This is a genomic window from Mycetocola sp. JXN-3, from assembly GCF_014522285.1.
Lineage (GTDB): Bacteria > Actinomycetota > Actinomycetes > Actinomycetales > Microbacteriaceae > Mycetocola > Mycetocola saprophilus.
Genome location: NZ_CP041635.1, coordinates 2,385,706 through 2,411,227, shown reverse-complemented (window position 1 = coordinate 2,411,227; position 25,522 = coordinate 2,385,706). Strand labels below are relative to the sequence as shown.

Genomic DNA, 25,522 nt, shown 5'->3' with positions numbered 1-25,522 from the left:
ACCACACCGCCGCCCGTCCCGTTCTCGGGGCGGGCGGCGGTGTTTTGTGGATACGAGTCCGGTTCGAGCTTGACCTGGAGTGCACTCCAGGGTCTATCGTGACGGATATGAGCACCACTACCACCGGCCTCTCGATCTCCGCCCTGGCGGAACTCTCCGGGGTCACGATTGATACGCTGCGCTACTACGAGCGCGCCGACCTGTTTGTGCGCCCGGTGCGCCGGGACGAAGCCGGCCGGCGACGCTACGGGGAGCGCGACGTGATCTGGGTCCAGTTTGTGACCCGGCTGCGTGCCACCGGGATGGGGATCACCACCATCGCCGAGTACACCCGGCTGGCGCGCCTCGGGGAGAGTACAAACTCCGCCCGACTTGCGCTGCTGGAGGCCCATCGGGAACACGTGGTGGAAAAGCTCAGGGAGACTCAGGCGAGCCTCGACGCGATCTCCTACAAGATCGCCGAATATCAACGAAAGGTAGCCGACCTATGAAAACCACCACACTGGGCAGCGAGATCACCCCCGGCGGCGCGCTGAGCGTCGGAAGACTGGGGCTGGGCTGCATGGGGATGTCCGCGTTCTACTCGGGCGCGGGCCTCGATGATGCCGCCTCGATCTGCACGATTCACCGCGCGCTGGATCTGGGTGTCACCCTCATTGACACCGCCGAAATCTACGGTCCGCACACCAACGAGGTGCTGGTGGGCAAGGCCCTCGCGGGTCGCCGCGAAGAGGTCACCCTCGCCACCAAGTTCGGGATTGTGCCCACCGGTGAGGGCGAGCGCCGATTCGATGGCAGCCCCGAAAATGTGCACCGTTCGATCGACGGATCCCTGCAGCGCCTCGGTACGGACTACGTTGACCTCTACTATCTGCACCGTGTCGACCCCAACGTGGCCATCGAGGACACCGTGGGCGCGCTGGCGGAGCTGGTGGCGGCGGGCAAGATCCGGCACATCGGTCTCTCCGAGGCCGCGGCGGACACCATTCGTCGAGCGCACGCCGTGCATCCGATCACCGCGGTTCAGACCGAATACTCGCTCTGGACCCGCGATCCCGAAGCCGAGATTCTGCCTGTTGTGCGTGAACTTGGTATCGGGTTCGTGCCGTATTCGCCGCTGGGTCGAGGCTTTTTGACCGGAACCATCCGCAGCCTGGATGGACTGGACGAGAATGACTTCCGCCGCTTCAACCCGCGCTTTGTCGGGGATAGCCTGGAGGCGAATATTCGCATCGTCGAGCAGGTGGATGCGGTCGCCCGGGAACTGGACGCGACTCCCGGCCAGGTTGCGCTCGCGTGGCTGCTGGCTCAGGGTGAGCACATCGCCCCGATCCCCGGCACCCGCAAGATCGCCAACCTCGAACAGAACGTGGCCGCCGACGCACTGGTGCTGAGCGCCGCGCAGCTCGAAGCCCTGGACGCGGTCGCCGCCCCGGTGGGCGAGCGCTACCCGGACATGTCCTCGCTGAACCGGTAGGTCCCAAACACGCATCGCCCGTCTTATTCGACGGGCGATGCGTGCGTTAACGCCGCTCGGGATACCAGAGGTCGGGGCCGAACATCTCGTAGTGGATGTGGCGGGCGGGGACGCCCTTGTCGATGAGCTGGCCGCGGGTAGACCGCATGAAGGGGAGCGGGCCGCAGAGCACCACGTCGGCGTCTTCGGGAATCGCCATCAGGGTGAGGTCCATGTCGCCGCTAAAAGTCGCGGCGTCGCCGCCCTCCTGATACCAGGTTTCCAGGGTCGCGCCCGGGAGCGTCCGCACGTCGGCGATAATCCGCTCGCGTAGCGCCCAGTGGGCGGGGGAGCGGTCGGCGTGGAACACCTGAACGCGACGGTCGCTGCCAGCCTCGACCAGCGCCCGCAGCATCCCCGCCGCCGGGGTTGCCCCGATGCCGGCGGTGATCAGGACTAGCGGGGCCTCGCTCGGGGTGAGCACCACGTTGCCGTAGGGATTGGAGAGTTCCAGCATGTCGCCCACGGCCAGCGAATCGTTGAGGACCGGAGACACCATGCCTCCCTCGCTGCGCCGGACGGCGATCTGTCGGGCGGCACCGCCGCCGCTAATCAGCGTGTACTGTCGAGCCTGCTTGCGTCCCGACGGGGTCGTGACCCGCGCACTCACATACTGGCCGGGAACCGCCGGAGACACCGGCGTATCGGTCACCGGTTCGAAGGTCAAAAACACCGTATCGCCGTGCTCCTCGCGGGCGGTGACCCACCAGAAGGTCCAGCGTGCAAAGCTCGCCTGGGCATCATAGAGGTCACACTCGACGCGAAGCAGGACGTTGCTCAGCAGCCAGTACACGTCGTTCCAGGCGCGGCGAAGCTCGGGGGTGAAGGCGTCGGCCAGCACCACCTCCATCGCCTCAAACAGGTGGTCGTGCACGATGTCGTACTGGCTTGCGCTCACGCCGAGGGCCGTGTGGCGGTGGGCGATCCGGGTGAGCATCGCATCCACCGCATCATTCTCCTCCTCCGCCATGCGGGCTGCCAGCGAAATAAATCCCAGCGCGAACGCCGAATGCTGGATGCCGTTCTTGTGGTTGGCCTCGTTGAAGAGACCATCCAGAAACTCGGGGTGCGCGGCGAACATGCGCTCATAGAAGATCGGCGTAATCTGCTCGATCTTGGCACGGACCAGCGGAAGACTGGCGAGAACGGCGGAGCGGGAAGATGCTGAGAGCATGCGTGGGTCCAGACGGGAGCGGGCGTGGCACGGGCCCGTGCCACTGGTTAGGCTCTCACCTGCTCGCCGCCTGTGCGGCGGCCGCTGCGGATTTTAGAACATCCACTGTCGGACGCCCCGGCACACACAACGCCCGCCGGTGCAAGGTGGCATCGACGGGCGTGTGGGGGAGAGGCTAGGCCGCGACGTAGACAAAGCCCAGCACCGCGCTGGCCAGGCTCAGCAGGGTCAGGACCACCACGGGAATGACCGGCTCCGAGTGGCGCACCTGAATCACGATCGCTCCGATCATGATGATGGCCAGACCCACGGCGGCGATCGGGGTGAGGATCGGGGCAACCCCGGTCACCACCGGCAGGATCAGGCCGATGCCACCGAGCACCTCGACGATGCCGATGAAGCGGGTGAAGGCGGTGGGGTAGCGGTCCACGAAGGTCATGCCGCGCTCGCTCAGCCGCGGGATCGGGGACACCGCCTTCATGCCACCGGAACCGATGAAGACCAGGGCCAGCAGGGCGTTGAGGATGATCAGGGCAATAAACACGGGGGTCTCCTTGGGGAAGTGGGGCCCTGAAAACGGGCAGAACCTCACCGTAGCGATAATTAGTTGAACTCGCAAGTATTGAAGCTTCACGGAATTTCGATAGGGTGGACTCATGGATACCCCGCGCTGGCTCAATGACGAAGAAATCGCCCTATGGAAGCGACTCCAGGCGATCAGCGAGATCCTCCCGGCCACCGTGGATGCCCAGCTGCGCGCGGATGTGGAACTCACCCGCTACGAGTACTACGTCCTCGCCATGCTCTCCGAGGCACCCGAGCGCAGGCTCCCGATGAGCACCCTGGCGCTGGTGACCAATGGGTCGCTCTCGCGGCTGTCACACGCGGCCCGGCGGCTCGAACAGGAGGGGTGGATTGTGCGTGAGCGGGTCCCCACCGACCGCCGGGCAATGATCGCCACCCTCACCGAGGCGGGCTTTGCGAAGATCGTGGACGCCGCCCCCGGACACGTCGAGCGGGTGCGCGAGGTGCTGTTTGACCATCTCGACTCCGATCAGGTTGCCGCGCTCAATGCCGCGCTGGCCCCGGTCCTCGCCGCGCTGCTGCCCGAGCTAGGCGACCCCGCCGAGTGCCCCCGCAGCTGCTAGCCCCTGAAAACCTGAGAGATTCGGTGCCGGGCCGCGGGATTTTCGGAGGTGGGCGCGGCCCCGTCATAGCGGATCCCACGGATATCGCATCACATGTCGTATCCAAATTGTTATCGGTTCGTCGAAAAACGTTCGCGTCGGGGTGAGGTGGAGGGTGAAACCCGACATAGACTACGTCTCAGGTGGCGAAAAGTCGGCAAAATTCGCCATCGCGTCGGATGACGAGGGGAGTGCCGGTGCTGAAGCAGATGACGGTTGGATCGGAGTCGATCCCGCTCACCCTGCCCGGACTCGTCCCCGTGGGTACCCCGGAAAACTCCAGCACCGCCGAGCGACGTGACCTGGCCCAGACCGGCCTGCGGGTGCACCCGATTGCGCTGGGTACCTCGGTGTTTGGGTGGACCGCCCAGACGGCCGACTGCGAACTCATCCTGGATCGCTACGCCGAGCTCGGCGGAAACTTCCTGGACACCGCGGACAGCTACTCGGCCGGTCGCAGCGAGCACATCATCGGCTCCTGGATGTCGCGCCGAGGGGTCCGCGATCAGAGTGTCATCGCGACCAAGATCGGCCGCCACCCGGACAACCCGGGCCTGGGATCGGTCAGCATTGTGCGCGCGGTCGAGGCGAGCCTGGAGCGCCTGCAGACCGACTATATCGACGTCCTCTACTTCCACGATGATGACCCCACCGTTCCACTCGAGGACGCCCTCGGGACCGTCGAATGGCTGATCGAGAGCGGCAAGGTGCGTCACCTCGCGGTGTCCGCCTACCGTCCCGAACGCCTGGTTCAGGCACGCATCCTGGCTGCCTCGGGCTACCCGCGGATCGCCGCGGTGGGCACGCACTATTCGCTGCTGCATCGCAGCAGCTACGAGGGGACCCTGGAACTGGTGTCGCGGGGCCAAAACCTTGCGGTGGTTCCCTACCTGACCCTGGAAAACGGCTTCCTCAGCGGCAAGTACCGTTCGCGGGCGCAGCTGGACACCACCGCACGCGGAACCCGGGTGAGCAGCCTGGTCAACCGCCAGGGTCTGCGCGCGCTGCAGGTGCTGGACCGGGTGGCCGAGGAGCAGGGGGTCACCCCCACCACGATCGCGCTGGCCTGGGTGCTCTCGCGTCCCGGCATCACCGCCCCGGTGGTGAGCGCGAATGACCCCGAGCAGGTGGACGCGCTGATGGCCGCACCGGCCATTTCGCTGACCCGTGCGCAGAGCGCCGAACTGGAAAAAGTGTGGCACTCCTAGTCGCGATGGTCCGCTGCGTCGGGGTGCTAATTTGGCCCCGCGCCGGACAAACCCATCGGAATGTGAGCGTCCTGGCTTAGGGTGGAGCCGATGATTCCCCCGAGAGCGTTCCCCCTCACCGAGCCCAGTATCGACTTTGAAACCGCGGCCGGCTCGCGGATTCGGCGCACCGTTTTGCCCACCGGGCTGCGGATTCTCAGCGAGGAGATGCCCGCCGCCCAGAGCGCCACGATCGGCTTCTGGGTGGGAGTTGGTTCCCGCGATGAGCTGGCCACCGAGTCTGCCGTGGGTGCCTCGGGGTTTGGTTCCACCCACTTCCTCGAGCACCTGCTGTTCAAGGGCACCCCGACCCGCAGCGCGCTGGATATCGCGATCGCCTTTGACGCCGTCGGCGGCGAACACAACGCGCTGACCGCCAAGGAATACACCTGCTACTACGCCAAGGTTCGCGACCAAGACCTCGGCATGGCCACCTCGGTCCTCGCCGATATGATCGCCTCCTCGCTGATCGACCCCGAGGAGTTTGAGCGCGAGCGTCAGGTCATCATCGAGGAACTGGCGATGCGGGAGGACGATCCCGGGACCGCGGTCTGGGAACTCCTGTTTGAGGCCGTGCTCGGCGAGCACCCACTGGCCCGCCCGATCGGCGGTACCCCCGAGACCATCGAGGCGTGCACCCGCGAGGCCGTGCTGGAGCACTATGCCCGCAACTACCGCGCCGCCGACGTGGTGATCTCGGTGGCCGGGGCCGTGCGTCATGATGAGCTGGTCGCCGATGTGGTGTCCGCCTTGACCGAGGCCGGCTGGGATCCGACCATCCAGGCCGATCCGGTGCCGCGACGTCCGCTGGTGCCGGTGAACACCCGGCCCGCCCGCTCGCTCGTGGTGGAGCATCGCCCGATCGAGCAGGTGCATCTGCTCCTGGGCTGCACCGGCATCGCAATGCGGGACGAGCGCTGGCCGGTCATGAGCATCCTCAACTCGATCCTCGGCGGTGGCATGTCCTCACGCCTGTTCCAGGAGATCCGCGAGAAGCGGGGGCTCGCCTACTCGGTGTACTCGTTCTCCAGCGCGTTCTCCGATACCGGAGTGTTTGGGCTGGGTGCCGCGTGTACCCCGGCCCGCGCCCGCGAGGTTGCCGACCTGATGTATGCGGAACTGATCACGATGGCCACGGACGGTGTCACCGAGGAGGAGATGGCGCGCGCCCTCGGGCAGCTCTCCGGTGCCTCGGCGCTCGCCCTCGAGGACTCCGACTCGCGGATGTCCCGCCTGGGCCGCGCCGACCTGATTCTCGGCGAGTTCCAGGAATTAGACACCATCCTGGAGATGCTTGCCGCCGTCACCGCCGAGGACGTGCGAGCACTCGCTCGCGAACTCGCGGATCGGCAGTTTACGGTTGCCGCGGTGGGGGCAATCGACGAGAGTGTATTTGACGGCTTCGGTGAGTCCTTAGAAGGGAAACGATCATGAGCCAGTATCTGTACCTCGTGCGTCATGGCGAACAGCAGGACGCCGAACACGGAATGCCCGACGGACCCCTCTCCCCGCGTGGTCGTCGCCAAGCCCGGCTGATCGCCGAACGCCTGAGCGGGCTTCCGCTCACCGCCGCCTACCACTCCCCGCTGCAGCGGGCGGCCGAGACGGCCGAGCTCATCGCCGAGCGTCTGCCCTCGATCTCGCTGGAATCCTCGGCCCTGCTGTTTGACTGCGTGCCGACCGGCAAGACCCCGGATACCCCGAGCGCGTTTGACTCGTTCTTCGGCGGCATCACCGACGCCGAAACCGAGGCCGGCACGGCGCAGATGAACGATGCGGTGGCCGAGTTCCTGGCGCCCAAGAGCGGTGAGCGACACGACCTGATCATCAGCCACAACTTCGTGATCGCCTGGTTTGTTCGCGAGGTGCTCGGGGCGCCCGACTGGCGCTGGATGACCCTGGACCAGGCCAACTGTGGGCTCACGGTGATCCACCGCAAGCCCGGTCGGCCCTGGACCCTGCTCACCCACAACGATCTGGCCCACCTGCCGATGGAACTGCGGACCGGACTGCCGGATCCGCTGCCGGTCTAACGGCCGCCGAGCTGGCCGCCGCTGAGGTGCCCGCCACTGGGCTGGGCTCTGCTGGGCGGCCGTCGTTGGTGTCACCACCGGTGGCCCCCATACAAAAAGTCACCCCGCACGCGCGGGGTGACTTTCTGGTTTCGCCGACTAGTCGGTGAGGGTCTTGCCGTACCAGTGGTTGGCGTTGGGGTTTGAGTTATAGGGCTCGATTTCCACATAGCCCGAGCTGCGGTACAGTCCGCCGGCGGCGGCCAGGGTCGCGTTGGTATCCAGGACCAGCTCGGTCGCTCCGAGCGCGCGAGCCTCCTCCTCGAGGTGGTTCAGCAGGGTGCGGCCCAGGCCGCGTCCACGCGTGGCCGGGCGCAGGTAGACATGCTTGATCTCGAACCGGGTGGGGGAGAGCGCGCGTACGCCGCCGCATCCGAGCAGGGTGTCATCCTCGGAGAGCACGATGAACGAGCCGGCCGGGGGAATGAAGCGTGCCGGGTCGGGCAGGGTGACCACGTAGTCTCCGTCTTCAAACCCGACCGCGCGTTCGCCAAAGTACTCCATCAGGAGCGTGTGCGAATCGGGAGTATCGGTGCCGAGGCGGTGAAAGGTGAGCATGCAATAATGCTACGCCGCGGTGGCGCACTTTAATCACGAGTGTGATCGAGACAGGGTCGCGTTCACTTTCCGACATTCTGAACCGCGAGGCAAATCGGGTCTCAAATATTACATATCGTAAGCTCGATATGTTTAAAAATACTGAATTGAGGTGGGGCGCCCCACCGAATAGTGCGCGCACTCGCCCACGACGCGGCCTGGCCGCGCTGCTGCTTTCGGCCCTGCTCACCGCATCCGCCCTGGTCTTGGCACCCGCCGCCGCGCAGGCGGCCCCCGAGGGTGTGGAACGCGGCTGCGTGATTGATGCCGTGACCGTCTCCAACGAGGCCGGCCAGAGCGTGGAGGGCACCACCGTCAGTCGCTATTCGCGGCTGATGATCGGGTTCAACTGGAGCAAAACGGCCGACTGCGTGATCAACGAGGGCGACACCGCCACGATCACCTTCCCCGCCGAACTGCAGATCTCCGGTGCCGCGGTGACCAGCAACATGTTTGACGAAGCCGGCAACCTGCTGGGAACCATGACGCTCAGCCCGCAGAAGGCGGGCACACCGGCCACAGTGAAGCTGGTGTTCTCCAAGTTTGTGGGGGACAACCAGCTCGCCTCCGGCACTGTGCGCGTGCTCAGCACGATTAGCTCGACCGTGATACCCGGGGAGGATCCGGTACCGCTGGAGTTTGTGACCGATACCGGCACCACCACGGTGTCGATCATCATTTCCAACCCGGCCATCCCCGCCCCCGACCCCGAGGTGACGCATAAATACTGCTACTGGCGCGAGGGAGGCACCTCGCTCTACTGCGATATCTGGCTGCCTCGGACCCAGCTCACCGCCGCCGGCGAGCCGATTCCGTGGACCGATGTGACCATCGAGGATCGCCTGAACAGTCCCGGTCAGCGCATCGTCCCCGACTCCTATGTGCTGCTGGCCTCCGAGGCCACCGACGTGAACGCCAATGGATGGCCGCGCTGGGGTACCGCCTTCAAGCCCGCGACCCGGGCCGTGGACCTCGGATTCTCGGTCGTGGAACAGTCGGAGGGTGGCTTCACCGCGCATCTGGACACGACCGGTCCCCGGTTCGGCTATCTGATGCTGCGCTATGACGTGGAAATCACCGATGCCACGCTGCCCCAGTATTTGAACACCGCGATCACCCGAATCAATGGTCGGGCCGCCGAATCGATCCTCTGGACCACCATCAATAACGGCGTCAGCGGTGGCGGATCCGCGAGCGGCCTGGGGATCGTCAAGGGCGAGATTGGTGCGATCCCCGGACGGGTCGCGGACACCGCGCCCACGATGGCGGATGCCCGGATCTACGACCTCGAAAAGGGCCGGGAAGTGGTCATCGAAATGGTAAACCGTGGCGGCACTCCGCTGACCAACGTGACCGTCTCCGACCGCCTGATCAACGGGTCCGAAGCCCTGGAAAACGTGATGTGCGCCTTCCCGGGCGATGCCAGGCAAACCGTGGGAGTGCAGGCACCGGACGGCACCTGGAACATCACCTGGGAGGCTTCCGTTTCCGGCGGTGCCACCTGGGCCCCCGGTGACGCGGGCATGTTTCAGTGCACCGGGTGGCTGGGCCTGTACGGCGTGGGCGGTGCCCACACCGATGAGGCACGCATCGTGGCCACCGATCCGGTCCGCAACGCCGTGCTCACCAACACCGCGCGCTACAACGCGGTGACCGGTGGGGTCCGCGTGGTGCGCTACGACGCCCGCGACAACTTCAGCGCCCCGCTGACCGCGGGCATCGTGACCAAGCCGCTCGGCTTTGGCGATGCCGACTACTATCGCGATGCGAATACCGCCGAAACCGCGATCGAATATCCCTATGCGAACGGTGCCGATATTGTTGAGCCCGTGCGCTGGACCGTCAGCAACATCGGAGGCAGCACGCTGGCGGATATCGTCCTGTCCGAGCAGACCATGGAGGGATCTCCGCTGGCCAACGCGCGGTGTGAGTTCCCCGACGGCAGCGCGGGGATGACCTGGCCGGGCCCGTGGGCGCCGAGCACCAGCTTTGAATGCACGGGCGAGCTGACCCTGCCGGCCCAGACCGATGGCGTCGGGGGCGAGTCGCCGCAGACCCATGCCAGCGAGGCCGTCGTTCGTGCCTCGGTGATTCTGCCCGATGTGGATCAGAACTACCGGGTGACCGGTGACCCGATGACCGATCTCGATGGAAACCTCGTGCACGCCGGCCTGGAGGTGACCGATTCGGATCCGTACTACGCGATTCGCGCCGGAAAGCCGGCACCGGAGCCCACGCCGGAGCCGAGTATCGATCCGAGTCCGGAACCCAGCGTGGATCCCACGCCCGAGCCGAGTATCGACCCGAGTCCGGGCCCGAGCCCGGACCCGAGTGTGGATCCCACGCCCGAGCCGAGTACCGGGCCGACTCCGAACCCGAGCATCACGCCGAGCGGTACGCCGACCCCGAGTGTCGAGCCCAGTGCCGATCCCTCGCCCGAGGCGACCGCAAGCACGGATCCGAGCACGGATCCGAGCACGGACCCGAGCACGGATCTGGCCGCGCTCCCCGGCGGCGGAGCGGGCACTGACTCGACGGCCCTGGCCCCCACCGGGACCGCGCCGATCGCCTTCCTGGGTGGTGCGCTGATCCTGCTGGCCCTGGGTCTGGCCCTCCGTCCGCGTCGACGTGTGGCAAACGCACACTCGCGGCGCTAGCCGTCGCCTCACCCCACCCCACCGGGCTCGCGTTCGGTGGGGTGGGGTGTGTCGTCACTCCGGACCCCGGAGTTGCTAGATTAGGGGTATGACTACACGGGTTGCGATCGTTGGTGCCAGCGGAAAAATGGGACGACTGTTTAGCCGACTGCTGGAGGCCAGCCCCGACTATGAGGTGCACGCGGCCCTGACCTCACGCAGCGACCTGTCCGAGATGGACGGCGCCGACCTGGTGGTCGACGTGAGCACCCCGGCGATCAGCCCCGAGGTGGTCGCCCATGCGCTGGCCGCGGGTGCCAACGTGCTGGTGGGAACCTCGGGGTGGTCCCGGGAGAAGCTGGACGCGCTGGAGCGCACTATCCCGACCGGCCGCGGCGTGCTGATCATCCCCAACTTCTCGGTGGGATCGGCGCTGGGCACCGCGCTGTCGATCCTCGCCTCGCGATTCTATGAGTCGATCGAGATCATCGAGTCCCACGCCTCCACCAAGATCGATTCCCCGAGCGGCACCGCCGTGCGCACGGCCGAGCTGATCGACCGTGCCCGCGCCGATCTCGGCCCGGTGGAGGCTCCGCACGTGGACCAGCGCGCCCGCGGCGAACTGATCGCCGGGATTCCGGTGCACAGCCTGCGCCAGCGCGGGATCGTCGCCCAGCAGCGGGTGATCCTGGGTGGGCCGGGGGAGACCCTGACCATCGCCCACGACACCATCGACCAGAGCGCCTATGAGCACGGCATCACGCTGGCCCTCGCCCGGGCGCAGCACGTGAGTGGCCTCGTGGTGGGGCTGGAAAACGTGATCGACCTGGGCTTGGGCGGCCAGGCCTGATGCGCGCCCGCACCGACGAAGCGGGGGCACGCTAGTGCGCGCCCGACTGCCCGCCATCCTGGTCTCGGCCTTCCTGGTGATCTGCCTGATCCTGGTGGGTCAGAAGGCGCTGGTTGCGATCGGCACAGGGGAGCCCATCGCGATCGTGATCGGCATTGCCCTGGTGGTGCTGCTGCTCGCCGGGGTCTGGGCCCTGTGGCGGGAGCTGCGGTTCGGGTCGGCATCCAGCCGCCTGGGCCGCCTGCTGGAGGAGCGTGGCCTGGTGCCCGAGGACGAGGTCCCGGTGCGCCCCAGCGGACGCCCAGAACGCGCCGCCGTGGACGAGCTCTTCCCCGCCTATCGCGCGGCCGTCGAGGCCGAACCCGAGAGCTGGACCGCCTGGTTCCGGCTGGGCATCGTCTATGACGGGGCCGGGGATCGCATCCGCGCGCGTCAGGCGATCCGCGAGGCGATCAGGCTGGAGCGCGCTGCCCGCTAGCCGCGGGGAGTGTTCTCCCCGCCGTCAACCGATCGGTTGACCCCGGGGTCCCTCGATCGTGCCTCCCCGCGGATGCACGCGGCCGCCAGCATGGAGGTATGACGGTTGCACTCCATATTCACGACCTCCGGAAACAGTATTCCGGAACCACCGCGGTAGCCGGCCTGAGCTTTGACGTGGAGGCCGGAAGCCTCTGCGCGCTGCTCGGTGCCAACGGGGCCGGGAAGTCCACCACGATCGCCTGCATCTCGACCCTGCTGGGTTTTGACGCCGGGGTGATCGACGTCCTGGGCGACCGGGTGGGTTCGGGACCCGCGGCCACCGCGCGCATCCGCGGCCGAATCGGGGTGGTGTTTCAAACCTCGGTGCTGGATCCGCTGCTCAGTGTGCGCGAAAACCTCACCGTGCGCGCCCGGCTCTACCGGCTCGACGCGGCGAGCACCGACGCCCGCATCAACGAGCTGGCCGAGATGACCGACCTCACCGGGTTTCTGGATCGCCGCTACGGCACCCTCTCCGGTGGGCAGAAGCGGCGCGCGGATATCGCCCGGGCGCTGATCCACTCGCCCGACATCCTGATCCTCGACGAGCCCACGGCGGGCCTCGACCCCGCCAGCCGGGAACGCATCTGGGACGCGATCCACACCCTGCGCCGGGCCACCGGCATGACCGTGCTGCTGACCACCCATTACCTGGCCGAAACCGAGCTCGCCGACGACGTGATCATCATCGCCGGGGGCGCCCTGGTCGAGCGCGGATCCGCCGCTGAGCTGCGAGCCCGGCTCGGAGCCAGCCGGTTGAGCATCACGCCGCGCCCCGACGCCGCCGCGCTGATCGCCGCCTGCGCGGCGCTGCCCGGCACCCGCGAGGGCGACCGCTTCGAGCTGCGCCTGCCCGGAAGCGCCGTGGCCCTGGACCTGCTGGCCGCCCACCACACCGACATCCTCGACTTCGAATTTCGGCACGGCACGATGGACGACGTGTTCCTCAGCGTGACCGGCGATACCCCCAAGGACCCCGCATGACCACCATCTGGACCCTGACCCTGCGTAACCTCCGCCTGTTTTTCCGCGACCGCATGCGGGTGTTTTTCTCGCTGCTGTCGGCGCTGATCCTGGTTGCCCTCTACGTGTTCTTCCTGGGCAATCAGATCACCTCCTCGGTCACCGCCCAGCTTCCCGGAGCCCCCGCGGAGGACGTGGACCGCTTCATTCGGGCCTGGGTGTTTGCCGGGGTCATCATGATCACCTCGCTGACCGCGAGCCTGGGCGCGATGGCCGTCTTTGTGGATGATCGGGTGGCTCACCGCTTCGACGACTTCCTGGTGGCCCCGCCCCGGCGCGGACACCTGACCCTCGGCTACCTGTTGGCGGCCTTCCTGGTGGCCGCGGTGATCTCGCTGCTGCTACTGGCCGCCGCGCAGATCACGCTGGCGATCTCCGGCGGCGGGATGACCCTGGGCGAACTCGCCACGGCCGCGGGCATCACCCTGCTGTGCTGCCTGGTGTTTGCGGCGCTGTCGGCCCTGGCCGCCTCGTTTATCGCCTCGACCGGGGCGTTTGCGGCGCTGTCGACCATCGTGGGAACCGGGGTCGGGTTCCTCGCCGGGGCCTATGTGCCGCTGGGTACCCTGCCCGCGGGCGTCGCCAAGGTCCTCACCCTGCTGCCCTTCGCCCAGGCCGCGAGCCTGGTGCGCGGACCCCTCACCGCGGGTCCGCTGGATGCGCTGGATTCCGCTCAGCCGGGTGCCGGCGAGAGCCTGGCCACCTACTTCGGCGTGCACGCGATGGTGGGGGATACCGAGCTGGGGGTGCCGGTGCTGATCGCGATCCTCGCCGGGCTCGGAATCCTCTTCCTGCTGCTGGCCATCGGCCGGTTCGGGCGGCGCCTGCGCACCGTATGAGCCGCTGTGTCAGAATGAGGGACATGAAACTCAGACGGGGGTGGGACCTTGCGGTTTCCGCCTGCATGGTGCTGCTGATCCTGCTGGCCTTCGTCTCGGTCACCCACGAGGGTGCCTCGCGGCTGGATGTGGGAACCCGCGCGGTTCTGATCGCCGTGGGCCTGGGGGCCCTGGCCGCCTACTATCTGCTGTGGGCGCGCCCCCGCAACGAGTCCAACGCGGTGGGATGGGGTGCCGCCTGGGTGATCCCGATTGGTGCGCTACTCACCTTCGCCAGCCCCTCGATGTTCACCGCCCAGGTAATCCTGTACCCGATGATCTGGGAGGGCAATGCCCGGCCGCGCCGGCCGCTGATTCTCTCGGGGATCGCCGCCATCGCGATGACCGCGACCTCGATCCTCGGCACCGAGGGACCGGACTGGCCGGGGAATGCCCTGGTCATCGGTGCCGTGTCCTATGCGTTCAACCTGGCGATGGGACTGTGGATCTCGGGCATCTCCCGGGTGAGCGCCGAGAACGCGCGCCTCTACGACCAGCTGCGCCTGCGGCAGGAGGAGATCGCCGCGCTCAACCGCGACGCCGGGGCCATGCACGAGCGGGGGCGTCTCTCCCGAGACCTGCACGATACCGTCGCCCAGACCCTGACCGGCGTGGTCATGCTCTCGCGCAGCGCACTGCGTCAGGCCGAGGCCGGTTCACCCAAGCTTGTGGACACCGTGCGGCTGATCGAGTCCAGCGCCGCCGAGGCGCTCGCCGAAACCCGGGCGATGGTCGCGACCGCCTCCTCGCTCGAGGAATCGACCTTCGCCGAAACCCTGGAGCGCTTCTGCACCCGGTTTGCCCGGGAAACCGGGATCGCCGTGGACCTGGAATTCTCGCTGGATCCTGGGGCTGTACTGTCCCGCGCCGAGGAGGTCATCCTGTTGCGCTGCGTTCAGGAGGGCCTGGCCAACGTGCGCAAGCACTCGGGTGCCAATGCCGCGTGGGTGCGCGTGGCCTCGGGCCAAGCGAGCGTGCGACTCGGGATCGCGGATAACGGTCGCGGCCCGATCACCGCGGCCCCCGAGCCACACGCACCGGGGGAGGAGGCCGCCACCGCTCAGCCGACCGGTGGGCAGTTTGGGCTCGCCGGTCTGGCCGAACGCCTGGGCGGGGTGGGCGGCACGGTTGCGCTCACCGCAGGGGCCGAGGGCGGGGCTCTGCTGAGCGTCGAGCTTCCGCTGAGTGCCGATCCGAGTACCAGCCCGAGCCTCGATCCCAGCACTCATTTGAGTACCGGACCCCACCCTGATCCGAGCATCCGTCCAAATTTTCGTCCGAGCGCCGTTCCGAGCACCGAGGAGCAATCATGACCGCCGAGCTACGGGTTTTTGTGGTGGACGATCACCCGATCGTGCGCGCCGGAATCTCGGCCACCCTGGAGGACGCCGCGGGCATCACCGTGGTGGGCACCGCCTCAAGCGGACCCGAGGCGGTCGCGCGGGTGCGCGCGATCCCCACCGATGTGGTGCTGATGGACCTGCGCATGCCCGGCGGGGACGGGGTCGCGGCAACCGCGCAGATCCTCGCCCACTGCCCGGACACCCGCGTGCTGATCCTCACCACGTATGAGAGTGATGACGCGATCCTCGACGCGATCGAGGCGGGGGCCGCCGGCTACCTGCTCAAGGCCGCGCCCGAGGAGGAGATCATCGCCGGCGTGCTCGCGGTCGCCGCGGGCAAAACGGTGCTGGCTCCGGAGATTGCCGCGGCCCTGGTATCGCGGATGCGTCAGCCCGCCCCGCCCACCGGCCCCACCCTCACCCCGCGCGAGCGGGAGGTGCTGGCTCTCGTCGCCCAGGGGCGCACCAACGGGCAGATCGCGCTGGGGCTGCACGTTTCCGAGGCCACGGTCAAAACCCACCTGGTGCGCATCTTCGACAAGCTCGGCGTGGGCGATCGCACCCGCGCGGTGACCCTGGCCCTGGAACTCGGCCTCCTCCGCGACTAGCGCTCCGGGCGTTCTGCCGGCTGCCAGTCTCGCTGCCTATGCTGCCGAGACAAAGCAAAACCCCGGTCGTGTGATCGGCTCTTCGGGACGAAGAACTACAGGGACGGCTCCGGGGTGTTGAGGTAGACGCTACAGGAGATGATTCACATGGTCAACCGGGAGATCTGGTCGTTTTACGTTTCACATTTTTCGGCGATCAGGCTTCTCGCAGAACGGCCCTGAATGGGCCGCGTGGAAAGCGCGAATCACCCGCCGATTCTGTGCGTTTGGGGATAGTCTCCGGGATTTGCACGGATGTTTTCCTATATTGGAATCATGCACACGCCTATCCCGGACTATCTGCACGAAGTACTCGAGAACACGCGGGACGACGGGGAGGTTGCGGCCTATATCCCCGAGCTCGCGCGGGCGAATCCCGATCTGCTGGCCAGTGCGCTGTGTATGTCCGACGGCAAGATCTATGCGGCCGGAGACATCCACGAGCGCTTCACCATCCAGTCGATCTCCAAGCCGTTTGTCTACGCCCTCGCCCTTCAGGAGCGCGGGTTTGAGACGGTGCTGGACAGGATCGGAGTCGAGCCCAGCGGCGAGAGTTTCAACTCCGCCTCCCTGGATCCCCGCACCCAGCGTCCCGAGAACCCGATGGTTAACATCGGCGCGATCGCGACCCACGCGCTGGTGCGACCCGAGGCAAGCCGGGACGAGCGGTTCGAGGCCGTCCGCGCCGGTCTTTCGGCGTTTGCCGGCCGCGAGCTCGACGTGGACGAGGCGGTCTACGCCTCGGAGATGGGCACCGCGTTTCGCAACATGTCCCTCGCCTATCTGGTGCGTTCTGTCGATGGATTCACCCAGGACCCCGCGGATATCGTCGAGGGGTACACCCGTCAGTGTTCGATCCTGGTGGATGTGCGGGACCTGGCGGTCATGGCCATGACCCTGGCCAATGCGGGGATTAACCCGATCACCCAGGAACGGGTGGTGGACGAGCATGTGGCTCAGCAGGTCCTCTCGGTGATGACCACCTGCGGCATGTACGACGCCGCCGGGGACTGGATGACCCAGGTGGGCATCCCCGCCAAATCCGGGGTGGCCGGCGGCATCATCGGGGCACTGCCCGGGCAGGTGGGGGCGGCGGTGTTCTCCCCGCGGCTGGACCCGGTGGGCAACTCGGTACGCGGGGTGCAGGCATTCGAACGCTTCTCCGGCGACATGGGCATGCACCTGCTGAAGTCCCCGCCGCTCTCCCGGGACGTGATCCGGCACGCCAATCTGCGGGTGTCCGGCCACGGCGAATTTCACGTGATCGAGTTGCAGGGTCCGCTGCGCTTCTCCAGTGCCGAACGGGTGATGCGCGAGCTGGAGCAGATCCCCAACGACCGCCAGGCCATCGCGCTGGATCTGGCCCGCGTCTCCTCGGTGGATGATGTGAGCCGGCGAATGCTGATGGAGGGTCTGCGCCGCCTGATCCTCGAGGGGCACGCGGTGTACCTGGTGGATCCGCGCTCCTCGATTCCCAACCGCGACCTCGGCGACGGCACCTTCCCCGCCGATGCGGCCTCCCTGGAGACGCTGGGCCTGGCGCTCACCGAGGGCAGCTAGCCGCCCGGGCCCACGCGCCCGGGCCGCCCGCGCGCGCCGAGTGTACGCGCGGGCGTGGAAGCCGGCACCCTAGTCGGCGGCGAGCGCCACCTTCAGCGCCGAGGCGGCATCGGAATGGCTGAACTCGAAGCCCTCACCCTGCAGCACGGCCGGGCGAATGTGCTGGTCTACCAGCAGCAGGTCCTCGGCCGCATTCTGCAACAGCAGGCGCAGCGCAAACGCGGGGGCGGGCAGCCAGTAGGGACGCCCCAGGTTTTCGGCGAGCGCCCGTCCAATCTCGCCCGAGGTGGCCGCCACCGGGCCGGTGATGTTGACCGGGCCGGACAGGGTTGAGGTGAGCAGGAACTCCAGCGCGCGCACCTCGTCCTCCAGGGACACCCAGGGCCAGACGTTTTTGCCCGAGCCGAGCGGGCCGCCGAGGCCCAGCTTGGCGAGAGTCAGCATGGGGCCGATGGCGCCGGCCGGATCCAGCACGATTCCGGTGCGGGCAAGCACCACGGTGCAGCGATCCGAGGCTTCCAGGGCGGCGGCCTCCCAGCGCTGGGTCAGCTCGGCGAGGAACCCGGTGCCGCCGGTGCTCGACTCGTCCAGGTCGATGCCGGGACGGGATCCGTAGAAGCCCGAGGCTGATGCGTTGATCAGGATCCGCGGGGGAGTGGCGGCGGTGCGAATGGCGCGCACGATGGTCTGGGTCCCGTTGAGTCGGGAGGAGAGCAGGGTGCGCTTATAGCTCGGGGTCCAGGGCAGCTTGCCGATGCTGGCCCCACCGAGGTTGATCACGGCCTCGATGCCGTCCAGGGCGTCGGCTGGAAGGAAGTGCGCGTCGGGATCCCAGCGCACCTCGTTTTCGGCGGCGGGCTCGCGCCGCACGAGCACCCGGAGGGAGTGCCCGGCGGCGCGCAGCCTTGCCTGCAGGGCGGAACCGATCAGACCGGAGGCACCGGCCAACAGAATGTTCATGTTCACACCCCGCTTTCTGGCTAGGCCAGGCTTGCTTCGAGGGTGATCTCGATGCCGGCCAGGGCGGCCGATACCGGGCAGCCGGCCTTGGCCTCGGCGGCGATGCGGTCGAAGTCCTCGGCCGAGATGCCCGGCACGGTCGCGTTGACTAGCAGGTGGCTGCCGGTGATGCCGGTGCCCGGAACGAAGGTGACGGCGGCGGTCACGTGCAGGCGCTCGGGGGCGAAACCGGCCTCGGTGAGCATGTTCGAGAAGGCCATCGAGTAGCAGGCCGAGTGGGCCGCGCCGATGAGTTCCTCGGGGGTGGTGACCTTATCCGAACCCTCGGATCGGGCCTTCCAGTTCACCGGAAGGTTCGCCGCGGAGGACGAATCCAGGTTCACGGTGCCCGAACCCTCAAACAGGGACCCGGTCCAGACGGTGGTTGCTTCGCTGGTAATTGCCATGGTGTCCTCCACAGGTAGCTGATGGTGGCCGTCGAGCCGAATGCCCGACAGGCCTCGTGTATGCCGAGCCTAACGCGTTCACGGCGGGCACGCACCTTCCTTTCTGGCGTTTTTCAGGGACCGCTGTGGGCAACCGGTCGCGCCCCCGCACGCCGCGCCCGAGACAAAAAATCTGGGGGCCGGGTGGATGCCGGTCAAACTTCCCGAAGGAGGGGACAATTCGAGGGTGAAGTCCCGCCCGCTTCGATCCCAAAGCGCATCGCACGCGATAGGCTGGAGCCGTGTCAGAGATCGAATTCCGCAGCGAAATGACGGTGGAACTGGTTCGTTCAAACGCCAGTGACGCCGATGTCCTGTTTGCAGCCCGGGTGTCCACCCAGGGTGAGCAGACCCTCGAATCCGCCCAGAGCGGTGACGAGGCCACGAGCCGCGACCGCGGTCTCATCAACTACCTCATGCGAGACCGTCACGGTTCCCCGTTTGAGCACAACTCGATGACCTTCTACGTGCAGGCACCGATCTTCGTGTTCCGCGAGTTCATGCGTCACCGCATGGCCTCCTATAACGAAGAGTCGGGCCGCTACCGTCAGCTGAACCCCACCTTCTACGTGCCCAACGAGCAGCGCGACCTGGTCCAGGAGGGTAAGCCCGGCGCCTACAACTTCCTGCCCGGTACCCCCGAGCAGACCGCGCTGGTGCAGGCCGAGGCCGAGGCCCAGTCGATCGCCGCCTACGAGTCCTACCAGCGCATGCTGGAGGCCGGCGTGGCTCGCGAGGTTGCCCGCATCGTGCTGCCGCTGAACCTGTACTCCTCGATGTATGTGACCGTGAACGCACGCTCGCTGATGAACTTCCTCAGCTTGCGCACCAAGCGTGAGGGCACCCACTTCCCCTCGTTCCCGCAGCGCGAGATCGAGATGTGTGCCGAGCAGATGGAGAACTTCTTCGCCGAGCTCATGCCGCTCACCTATGAGGCGTTCAACAAGAATGGCCGCGTCGCCCCGTAGGGACACGCGGATCCAAACGACCCCCGGACATCGTCCGGGGGTCGTTCTGTATTTTGGGGTGCGGCCCCGGGCAGTCGGTGCATGATCGAGGGTCTGCCGGGACGTGTCCGAGCCCGCACGGAGTCGGGCACGCGACCGCCGCGTAATAATCACGGAACCCGAACAAAATCGCGAAAATCCGCGTGTTTTCGGCGTTTAGCCAAGAAATCTCCACGCCCTCCGGGGTAGATAACGTCATCTATTGCAACGGGACGTCATACTCCGTCACGCCAAAATGACCCCCGCCCGAGGGGCTGGTACCGTGGCGCTATGACCCCGCAGAACATGATGCCAGCACGAGCGCTTTCGCGTCTCTGTTGTCTGGCACTCATGCCGTAGCGGGATCGCCCCGCTCCCTCGCCGCGCCGTCCCCGCCCGGCAGACCGTCTCTGCGGTTTCGGCCGCCGTCGCAGCATCGCCCGCTTCGGGCACCCTGCGCTGCATCATCCTCGCTCACTCGCGTGACCACACCGCGAACGTGCTCATTGGTGCACCCTGCCGCGCCCCCTTCGCGACGCCCTGGACTCCACCCCTCCCCAGAAAGTATCCCGATGTCTCGACGTACCACCCTCCTTGCCCTCCCCGCGCTGATCGCGGTGTCGGCGCTGGCCCTGACCGGCTGCTCGGCCCCGAGCGATGCCGCCCCGGTTGATGGCGGCTCGATCACCTACGCCACCGGTAAGGACATCACCTGCCTTGACCCGCACGTGGGAGGCGACATGCCGCAGGCCACGATCGCCGCCCAGTACCTCGACTCCCTGGTGGCTCAGGACGATAAGGGCGCGATCCACCCGTGGCTCGCCAAAAGCTGGGAGACCAGCGCCGACGGTCTCACCTGGACCTTCCACCTGCGCGACGACGTGAAGTTCACCGACGGCACCCCGTTTGACGCGGCGGCGGTCAAGGCCAACCTCGACCACATGGTCAACCCGGCCACCCAGTCCGGCACCGCCGGGGGCTACCTGCGTCAGTACGTGAAGACCGACGTGGAAAACCCGACCACCGCCGTGGTGACCCTGAACAAGCCGTACCAGGCGTTCCTCGAGGTGCTCGCCCAGCCCTTCCTCGGCATCGAGTCGCCCACCGCCCTGGCCCGACCGCAGGCCGAAAACTGCGCCTCGCCGGTGGGATCCGGACCCTTCAAGATCGTGGGCTACACCCCGCAGCAGGAGGTCAAGCTGGTGCGCAACGACGGGTACAACAGCCCGCCGCCGTTTGCCAAGAACAAGGGCCCGGCAAAGATCGCGAACATCACCTGGAAGATCATTCCCGAAAACGCCACCCGCTACGGCGCGCTGCGCACCGGGGAAGCCGACATCATCGACTTCCTACCGCCGGAGAACTTCGCCGAGGCTAAGGCCGACAGCACGATCGCGCTGAGCCTAACCGACCGTCCCGGTAACCCGACCGCGCTCCAGCTCAACACCACCCGGGCACCGTTCAACGACGAGGCCGTACGCCGCGCCTTCCTCACCGCCTCGAACACCGAGGCCAGCGTGAAGAGCGCATTCCTGGGCACTGCATCCTATGCCGGAGGTCCGCTGAGCTCGGTCACCCGGTTCTATGACAAGGACTATGAAAAGACCTACGCGTTTGACCTGAAGAAGGCCAATGATGCGCTGGATCAGGCGGGCTGGACCGAGCGCGACTCGGCCGGGTACCGCACCAAGAACGGCACCCGCCTGACCGCCGTGCTCCCGCTGACCCCCACCAGCTGGCCCGCCGCCACGGTCGAGCTGCTGACCCAGATCCAGGCCAATGAAAAGAAGGCGGGCATCGAGGTCAAGATCGAAAACGTGGATGACGCGACCGCCAATAAGCGGGGCAACACCTTCGACTACGACCTGCGGGTGGGCTACTGGAACACCAACACCGCCGACGTGCTGCGGATCGTTTTCTCCAGCGCCGCCCGCGAATCCGCCGGATTTGTGCCCAACGGGGCCGGCTATGCCAACCCGGATCTGGACAGCATCCTCGATCAGGCCCTGGCCACCTCGGATGACACCACCCGCGGCGAGCTGTACAACAAGGCGCAGAAGATCATCGACGATGCGGCGATCAGCCTCTCGCTCTACAACCAGAGCACCCAGCTGGCCAGCCGCAAGGATAAGGTGACCAACGTGGTGGTGGAGCCCTCGCTCAAGCTGCCCTATCTCTACGACGCTCAGGCGGTGGCGAAGTAGTGTCCGGCACCGTTTCGCCGGGCTCGGGCCCGGTCCCGGAGATCGCCGATCCCGGCGTGGACGCCCAGTCGGTGCGGGTTTCGGCCGCCGCTTCGGCCGCCGGGTTATCCGCGCCCGCCGCGGGCCGCGGTTCGCGTCCGAACCTGGCCTGGCGAATCGGTGCCCGCCTCCTCGGGGCCCTCGCGGTCCTGTTCGCCGTGGTCACCCTCACCTACTTCGCGCTGAAGCTGGTGCCGGGTGACCCGGTGCTGGCGATCCTCGGCGGGGGAGGGGCTGCCCCGAGCGACGCCACCGTCGCCGCGGTGCGCGCCCAGTACGGCCTGGATCTGCCGGTGTATCAGCAGTACTTCAACTACCTGGCGGGCGTGTTCCGCGGGGATCTGGGAACCTCCTATATCTTCAAGCGCCCGGTGCTTGAGTACCTGGGCCCGCAGATCTGGCCCACCCTCCAGCTGACCCTCGCCTCGGTGGCGCTGGCCTGGCTAATTTCGCTCGCGCTGACCCTGCTCACGGTGCGCCGCGGGCGCGTGGCCGACGCGATCGGCAACGCGGTCGAGGTGCTGTTTGCGGCGATCCCACCGTTCTGGATCGGCATCATCCTGCTGGTGGTCTTCTCCTTCACGCTGGGCTGGTTCCCGGTCGCCGGAAACGCCGACCTGCGGGCGCTGGTGCTCCCGGCCCTCGCCCTGGCGATTCCACTCGCCGGGTTCCTCGCCCAGGTCACCCGGTCCTCGTTTGCCGAGGCGCTGGATCAGCCCTTCGTGCTCTCGGCCCGCGCCCGCGGAGCCAGCACCACCGGGGTGCGGATCCGGCACGCGCTGCGCCACGCCCTGCTGCCGGGCCTGGAACTCTCGGGCTGGGCCGTCGGGTCGCTGATCAGCGGTGCGGTTGTGGCCGAGGTCATCTTCTCCCGGCAGGGCCTCGGCCGGGCCCTGGTGGATGCGATCGTCGCCCGCGATACCCCGGTGGTCCTGGCCGTGGTGGTGTTCATCGCGCTGGTCTACGTGGTGGTCAACATCCTGGTGGAACTCCTGGTGCGCGTGGTGGATCCGCGCCTGATTCGAAAGCGAGCCGCAGCATGAGTGTCCTGAGTGCCCCGGTGACCGCACGTTCGCGGAACCGATTCCTCGCCGAGCTGGCCCGCACCCCGATCACCGTGATCATCGCGGCGGTGATCCTGGCGGTCATCCTGCTCGCGGCGATCTGGCCGAGCCTGTTGCAGAGCCACGATCCCTTCGGCGTGGATCCGCAGGCCAACCTGCTGCCGCCGAGCCCGCAGCACCTGTTTGGGACCGACCAGTCCGGCCGCGACATCTTCTCCCGCATCATCGAGGGCACCCGCCAGTCGCTCGTGGTGGGGGTGGGCGCGACCCTGGTGGGCCTGATCATCGGCGGACTGCTGGGCATCACCGCGGCCCTGTCCGGTCCGCGCATCGACGCGGTGATCAGCCGGATCATCGAGGTTCTCTACGCCTTCCCGAGCCTGCTGCTCGCGCTGCTGTTTATCGCGATTGCCGGGACCGGGGTGACCACCCTGGTGTTTGCGGTGGGGATCGGGACCGCCCCGGGCTACGCGCGGATCCTGCGGGTCCAGACGGTCAAGGTGGCCGGATCCGGTTATCTGGAGGCCGCCCTGGCGCTCGGCTGGGGACCCCGGCACCGGCTGTGGCACACGATTGTGCCCAACGTGGTGCGCCCGCTGCTGATTCTCGCGACCCTCGGCGTGGGCCAGGCGATCGTCTGGGCCTCGGCCCTGAGCTTCCTCGGCTTGGGGGCCGCGCCGCCCGCCGCCGAGTGGGGCACCATGCTGGCCGACGGTCGCAACTTCATTCAGCTGGCCTGGTGGATCGCCGTGTTCCCGGGCCTCGCCATCACCGTGACCGCCCTGGTCACCACCGTACTGGGACGCTACATTCAGCGCCGGACCGACGGAGTAACCCGATGACCCAGATCCTGACCCCGACCGACACTCCGGCCGAGACCCCCGCGGCTTCCCCCTTACTGCGGGTCGAGAACCTCAACATCTCCTTCGCGGTGGGCCGCGGCCGCGTGGACGTGGTCCACGATGTTTCGCTGAGCCTCGACCGCGGACGCAGCCTCGCACTGGTGGGCGAATCCGGCTCGGGCAAAACCGTGACCGCACGCAGCCTGCTGGGCCTCAGCGGCGACGGTGCCCGGGTGCTCGCCGACCGACGCGAGATCCTCGGCCGCGACGTGCGCAAGCTGAATGATAAGCAGTGGCGCGGAATCCGCGGCAAGCACGTGGGCTTTGTGCTGCAGGATGCGCTGGTGTCCCTCGATCCGCTCCGCACGGTCGGGGCCGAAATCGAGGAGCTCCTGAAGCTGCACCGTTTCGGCGATAAGGCCGAGCGGCACGCCCGGGTGATCGAGGCGCTGACCCGCGCCGGGGTTCCCGAGCCCGAGCTGCGCGCCCGGCAGCGTTCGGGGGAGCTCTCCGGCGGCCTGCGCCAGCGCGCGCTGATCGCCCAGGCCACCGCGCTGAATCCCGAGCTGATCATCGCCGACGAACCCACCACCGCGCTGGATGCGACCGTGCAGTCACAGATCCTGGACCTGCTCGCCTCGCTCAAGGCCGACGGTGCCGGGGTCCTGCTGATCTCCCACGATCTCGCCGTGGTCTCGGCCGTGGCCGATGAGGTGGCGGTCATGAAGGAGGGCCGGATCGTCGAATCCGGACCCGTGGAGCAGGTGTTCGGCGATCCGCAGCACGCGTACACCAAGGCGCTGCTTGCCGCGGTCCCGCGCGCCCATGCCAAGGGCACCCGGCTCTCCGCCGCCGCCCCGGTGACCGCGATCGCGCGGACCGAACGGGCCGCGAAACTCGACCCGAGTGCCCCGGCCATCGAGGCCGTGGGCCTGCGCAAGGACTACACCGGGCCCGACGGGATCACCCGCACCGTGGTGAACAACGTCTCCTTCACCCTGGAAACCGGCACCACGCTGGGCATCGTCGGGGAGTCGGGATCGGGCAAGTCCACCACCGCGCGGATCGCGCTGGGCCTGACCGAACCCACGGCCGGGACCGTCTCCATCGGCGGCCATGCCTGGACCGGTCTGAGCGAGCGCGAACGGGCACCGTTCCGCCGCGAGATCCAGGTGGTGCATCAGGATCCGCTGAGCTCCTTTGACCCGCGCTTCACCGTGCAGAAGATCCTGCGCGATGCGTTGCGGGCCGCCGGAACCGACCGGGCCGGTCATCCGGCGCGCATCGCCGAGCTGGCCGAACAGGTGGGCCTGGCCGCGGCCGTGCTCGACCGGCATCCGCTTACGCTCTCCGGCGGGCAGCGTCAGCGCGTCGCGATTGCTCGCGCGCTTGCCCTGGAACCGCGTATCCTGGTGCTCGATGAGCCGGTCTCGGCGCTCGACGTCTCGATCCAGGCGCAGGTCCTCGACCTGCTCGCCGATCTACAGACGGCCTTCGGGCTGAGCTACCTGTTCATCAGTCACGATCTGGGTGTGATCCACCACGTGAGTGATCGGGTTCTGGTTCTGAGTGACGGCGAAGTGGTCGAAACCGGCAGCGCCCACGAGGTCTTCACCAACCCCCGGCAGACCTACACGCAGACCCTGCTCGCCTCCGTCCCGAGCCTGCCCCCGCACACCCGCTAGATCCCCGA

At 67.5% G+C, this 25,522-nt stretch carries 24 protein-coding genes; 19 read left to right on the top strand and 5 right to left on the bottom strand.

Annotation, left to right across the window (positions count from 1 at the left end; all coding sequences use genetic code 11):
- Positions 1-107: 107 nt before the first annotated feature.
- Together C7C57_RS10975 and C7C57_RS10970 are read left to right on the top strand one after the other, a co-directional pair.
- Positions 108-491: a MerR family transcriptional regulator gene (locus tag C7C57_RS10975; RefSeq protein ID WP_187976451.1), complete on the top strand. Its 384-nt coding sequence runs from the start codon at positions 108-110 to the stop codon at positions 489-491.
- Positions 488-1,477 (top strand): aldo/keto reductase, encoded by a 990-nt coding sequence (locus C7C57_RS10970; RefSeq protein ID WP_187976450.1) that lies wholly within the window; start codon positions 488-490, stop codon positions 1,475-1,477. The genes C7C57_RS10975 and C7C57_RS10970 overlap by 4 nt, the downstream gene beginning before the upstream one ends.
- Positions 1,478-1,523: 46 nt before the next feature.
- Here C7C57_RS10970 and C7C57_RS10965 read toward each other — a convergent pair whose 3' ends face one another.
- Positions 1,524-2,690: a globin domain-containing protein gene (locus C7C57_RS10965; protein WP_187976449.1), complete on the bottom strand. Its 1,167-nt coding sequence runs from the start codon at positions 2,688-2,690 to the stop codon at positions 1,524-1,526.
- A gap of 175 nt (positions 2,691-2,865) precedes the next feature.
- Positions 2,866-3,234 carry a DoxX family protein gene (locus C7C57_RS10960; RefSeq protein WP_187976448.1) on the bottom strand — a complete coding sequence of 123 codons (369 nt, stop codon included), beginning with the start codon at positions 3,232-3,234 and terminating at the stop codon, positions 2,866-2,868.
- Positions 3,235-3,346: 112 nt separating this feature from the next.
- Here C7C57_RS10960 and C7C57_RS10955 point away from each other — a divergent pair, with 112 nt between their 5' ends.
- From C7C57_RS10955 to C7C57_RS10940, 4 genes are all read left to right on the top strand, one after another.
- Positions 3,347-3,838, top strand: coding sequence for a MarR family winged helix-turn-helix transcriptional regulator (locus C7C57_RS10955; protein ID WP_187976447.1), 492 nt, complete (start codon positions 3,347-3,349; stop codon positions 3,836-3,838).
- A gap of 236 nt (positions 3,839-4,074) precedes the next feature.
- The gene (locus C7C57_RS10950) at positions 4,075-5,085 is read left to right on the top strand and encodes an aldo/keto reductase (RefSeq protein WP_245601192.1); all 1,011 of its coding nucleotides are present in this window, start codon (positions 4,075-4,077) and stop codon (positions 5,083-5,085) included.
- Positions 5,086-5,175: 90 nt separating this feature from the next.
- Positions 5,176-6,558, top strand: coding sequence for a pitrilysin family protein (locus C7C57_RS10945; RefSeq protein WP_187976446.1), 1,383 nt, complete (start codon positions 5,176-5,178; stop codon positions 6,556-6,558).
- A complete protein-coding gene (locus C7C57_RS10940) occupies positions 6,555-7,157 on the top strand; it encodes a histidine phosphatase family protein (RefSeq protein ID WP_030143021.1) in 603 nt (200 codons plus the stop codon). Before C7C57_RS10945 ends, C7C57_RS10940 begins: the two co-directional genes overlap by 4 nt.
- 138 nt (positions 7,158-7,295) lie before the next feature.
- Here C7C57_RS10940 and C7C57_RS10935 read toward each other — a convergent pair whose 3' ends face one another.
- Positions 7,296-7,754: a GNAT family N-acetyltransferase gene (locus tag C7C57_RS10935; RefSeq protein WP_187976445.1), complete on the bottom strand. Its 459-nt coding sequence runs from the start codon at positions 7,752-7,754 to the stop codon at positions 7,296-7,298.
- Positions 7,755-7,882: 128 nt separating this feature from the next.
- On the opposite strand from C7C57_RS10935, the gene C7C57_RS10930 reads away from it, so the two are divergent.
- The 8 genes from C7C57_RS10930 to C7C57_RS10895 all read left to right on the top strand — a co-directional run bounded on the left by C7C57_RS10930 (position 7,883) and on the right by C7C57_RS10895 (position 17,249).
- Positions 7,883-10,450 (top strand): Ig-like domain-containing protein, encoded by a 2,568-nt coding sequence (locus C7C57_RS10930; RefSeq protein ID WP_187976444.1) that lies wholly within the window; start codon positions 7,883-7,885, stop codon positions 10,448-10,450.
- 88 nt (positions 10,451-10,538) lie between these two features.
- Entirely contained in the window at positions 10,539-11,279 is a 741-nt protein-coding gene (dapB, locus tag C7C57_RS10925; protein ID WP_187976443.1) for a 4-hydroxy-tetrahydrodipicolinate reductase, read from the top strand.
- Positions 11,280-11,313: 34 nt separating this feature from the next.
- On the top strand, positions 11,314-11,757 hold the full coding sequence (locus tag C7C57_RS10920) for a tetratricopeptide repeat protein (RefSeq protein ID WP_187976442.1): 444 nt from the start codon (positions 11,314-11,316) through the stop codon (positions 11,755-11,757).
- A gap of 98 nt (positions 11,758-11,855) precedes the next feature.
- Positions 11,856-12,782 carry an ABC transporter ATP-binding protein gene (locus C7C57_RS10915; RefSeq protein ID WP_187976441.1) on the top strand — a complete coding sequence of 309 codons (927 nt, stop codon included), beginning with the start codon at positions 11,856-11,858 and terminating at the stop codon, positions 12,780-12,782.
- Positions 12,779-13,660: an ABC transporter permease gene (locus C7C57_RS10910; RefSeq protein WP_187976440.1), complete on the top strand. Its 882-nt coding sequence runs from the start codon at positions 12,779-12,781 to the stop codon at positions 13,658-13,660. Before C7C57_RS10915 ends, C7C57_RS10910 begins: the two co-directional genes overlap by 4 nt.
- 23 nt (positions 13,661-13,683) lie before the next feature.
- Positions 13,684-15,012 (top strand): sensor histidine kinase, encoded by a 1,329-nt coding sequence (locus C7C57_RS10905; protein WP_187976439.1) that lies wholly within the window; start codon positions 13,684-13,686, stop codon positions 15,010-15,012.
- Positions 15,009-15,650 (top strand): response regulator transcription factor, encoded by a 642-nt coding sequence (locus tag C7C57_RS10900; protein ID WP_187976438.1) that lies wholly within the window; start codon positions 15,009-15,011, stop codon positions 15,648-15,650. The genes C7C57_RS10905 and C7C57_RS10900 overlap by 4 nt, the downstream gene beginning before the upstream one ends.
- Before the next feature lie 315 nt (positions 15,651-15,965).
- Positions 15,966-17,249, top strand: a complete 1,284-nt coding sequence (locus C7C57_RS10895; RefSeq protein ID WP_187976437.1) for a glutaminase — start codon at positions 15,966-15,968, stop codon at positions 17,247-17,249.
- Between the two features lie 69 nt (positions 17,250-17,318).
- Here C7C57_RS10895 and C7C57_RS10890 read toward each other — a convergent pair whose 3' ends face one another.
- Together C7C57_RS10890 and C7C57_RS10885 are read right to left on the bottom strand one after the other, a co-directional pair.
- Complete coding sequence (locus C7C57_RS10890) at positions 17,319-18,209, bottom strand: TIGR01777 family oxidoreductase (RefSeq protein ID WP_187976436.1); 891 nt, start codon at positions 18,207-18,209, stop codon at positions 17,319-17,321.
- A gap of 20 nt (positions 18,210-18,229) precedes the next feature.
- A complete protein-coding gene (locus tag C7C57_RS10885; protein WP_187976435.1) occupies positions 18,230-18,655 on the bottom strand; it encodes an OsmC family protein in 426 nt (141 codons plus the stop codon).
- 308 nt (positions 18,656-18,963) lie between these two features.
- Between C7C57_RS10885 and thyX the strand changes: the two genes are divergently transcribed.
- The 5 genes from thyX to C7C57_RS10860 all read left to right on the top strand — a co-directional run bounded on the left by thyX (position 18,964) and on the right by C7C57_RS10860 (position 25,514).
- Entirely contained in the window at positions 18,964-19,662 is a 699-nt protein-coding gene (thyX, locus tag C7C57_RS10880; protein WP_223144828.1) for an FAD-dependent thymidylate synthase, read from the top strand.
- Between the two features lie 590 nt (positions 19,663-20,252).
- Positions 20,253-21,884 (top strand): ABC transporter substrate-binding protein, encoded by a 1,632-nt coding sequence (locus tag C7C57_RS10875; RefSeq protein WP_187976433.1) that lies wholly within the window; start codon positions 20,253-20,255, stop codon positions 21,882-21,884.
- A complete protein-coding gene (locus C7C57_RS10870; protein ID WP_255505661.1) occupies positions 21,884-22,966 on the top strand; it encodes an ABC transporter permease in 1,083 nt (360 codons plus the stop codon). The genes C7C57_RS10875 and C7C57_RS10870 overlap by 1 nt, the downstream gene beginning before the upstream one ends.
- Positions 22,963-23,829 (top strand): ABC transporter permease, encoded by an 867-nt coding sequence (locus C7C57_RS10865; RefSeq protein WP_187976432.1) that lies wholly within the window; start codon positions 22,963-22,965, stop codon positions 23,827-23,829. Before C7C57_RS10870 ends, C7C57_RS10865 begins: the two co-directional genes overlap by 4 nt.
- Positions 23,826-25,514 (top strand): ABC transporter ATP-binding protein, encoded by a 1,689-nt coding sequence (locus C7C57_RS10860; protein ID WP_187976431.1) that lies wholly within the window; start codon positions 23,826-23,828, stop codon positions 25,512-25,514. The genes C7C57_RS10865 and C7C57_RS10860 overlap by 4 nt, the downstream gene beginning before the upstream one ends.
- Positions 25,515-25,522: the final 8 nt, after the last annotated feature.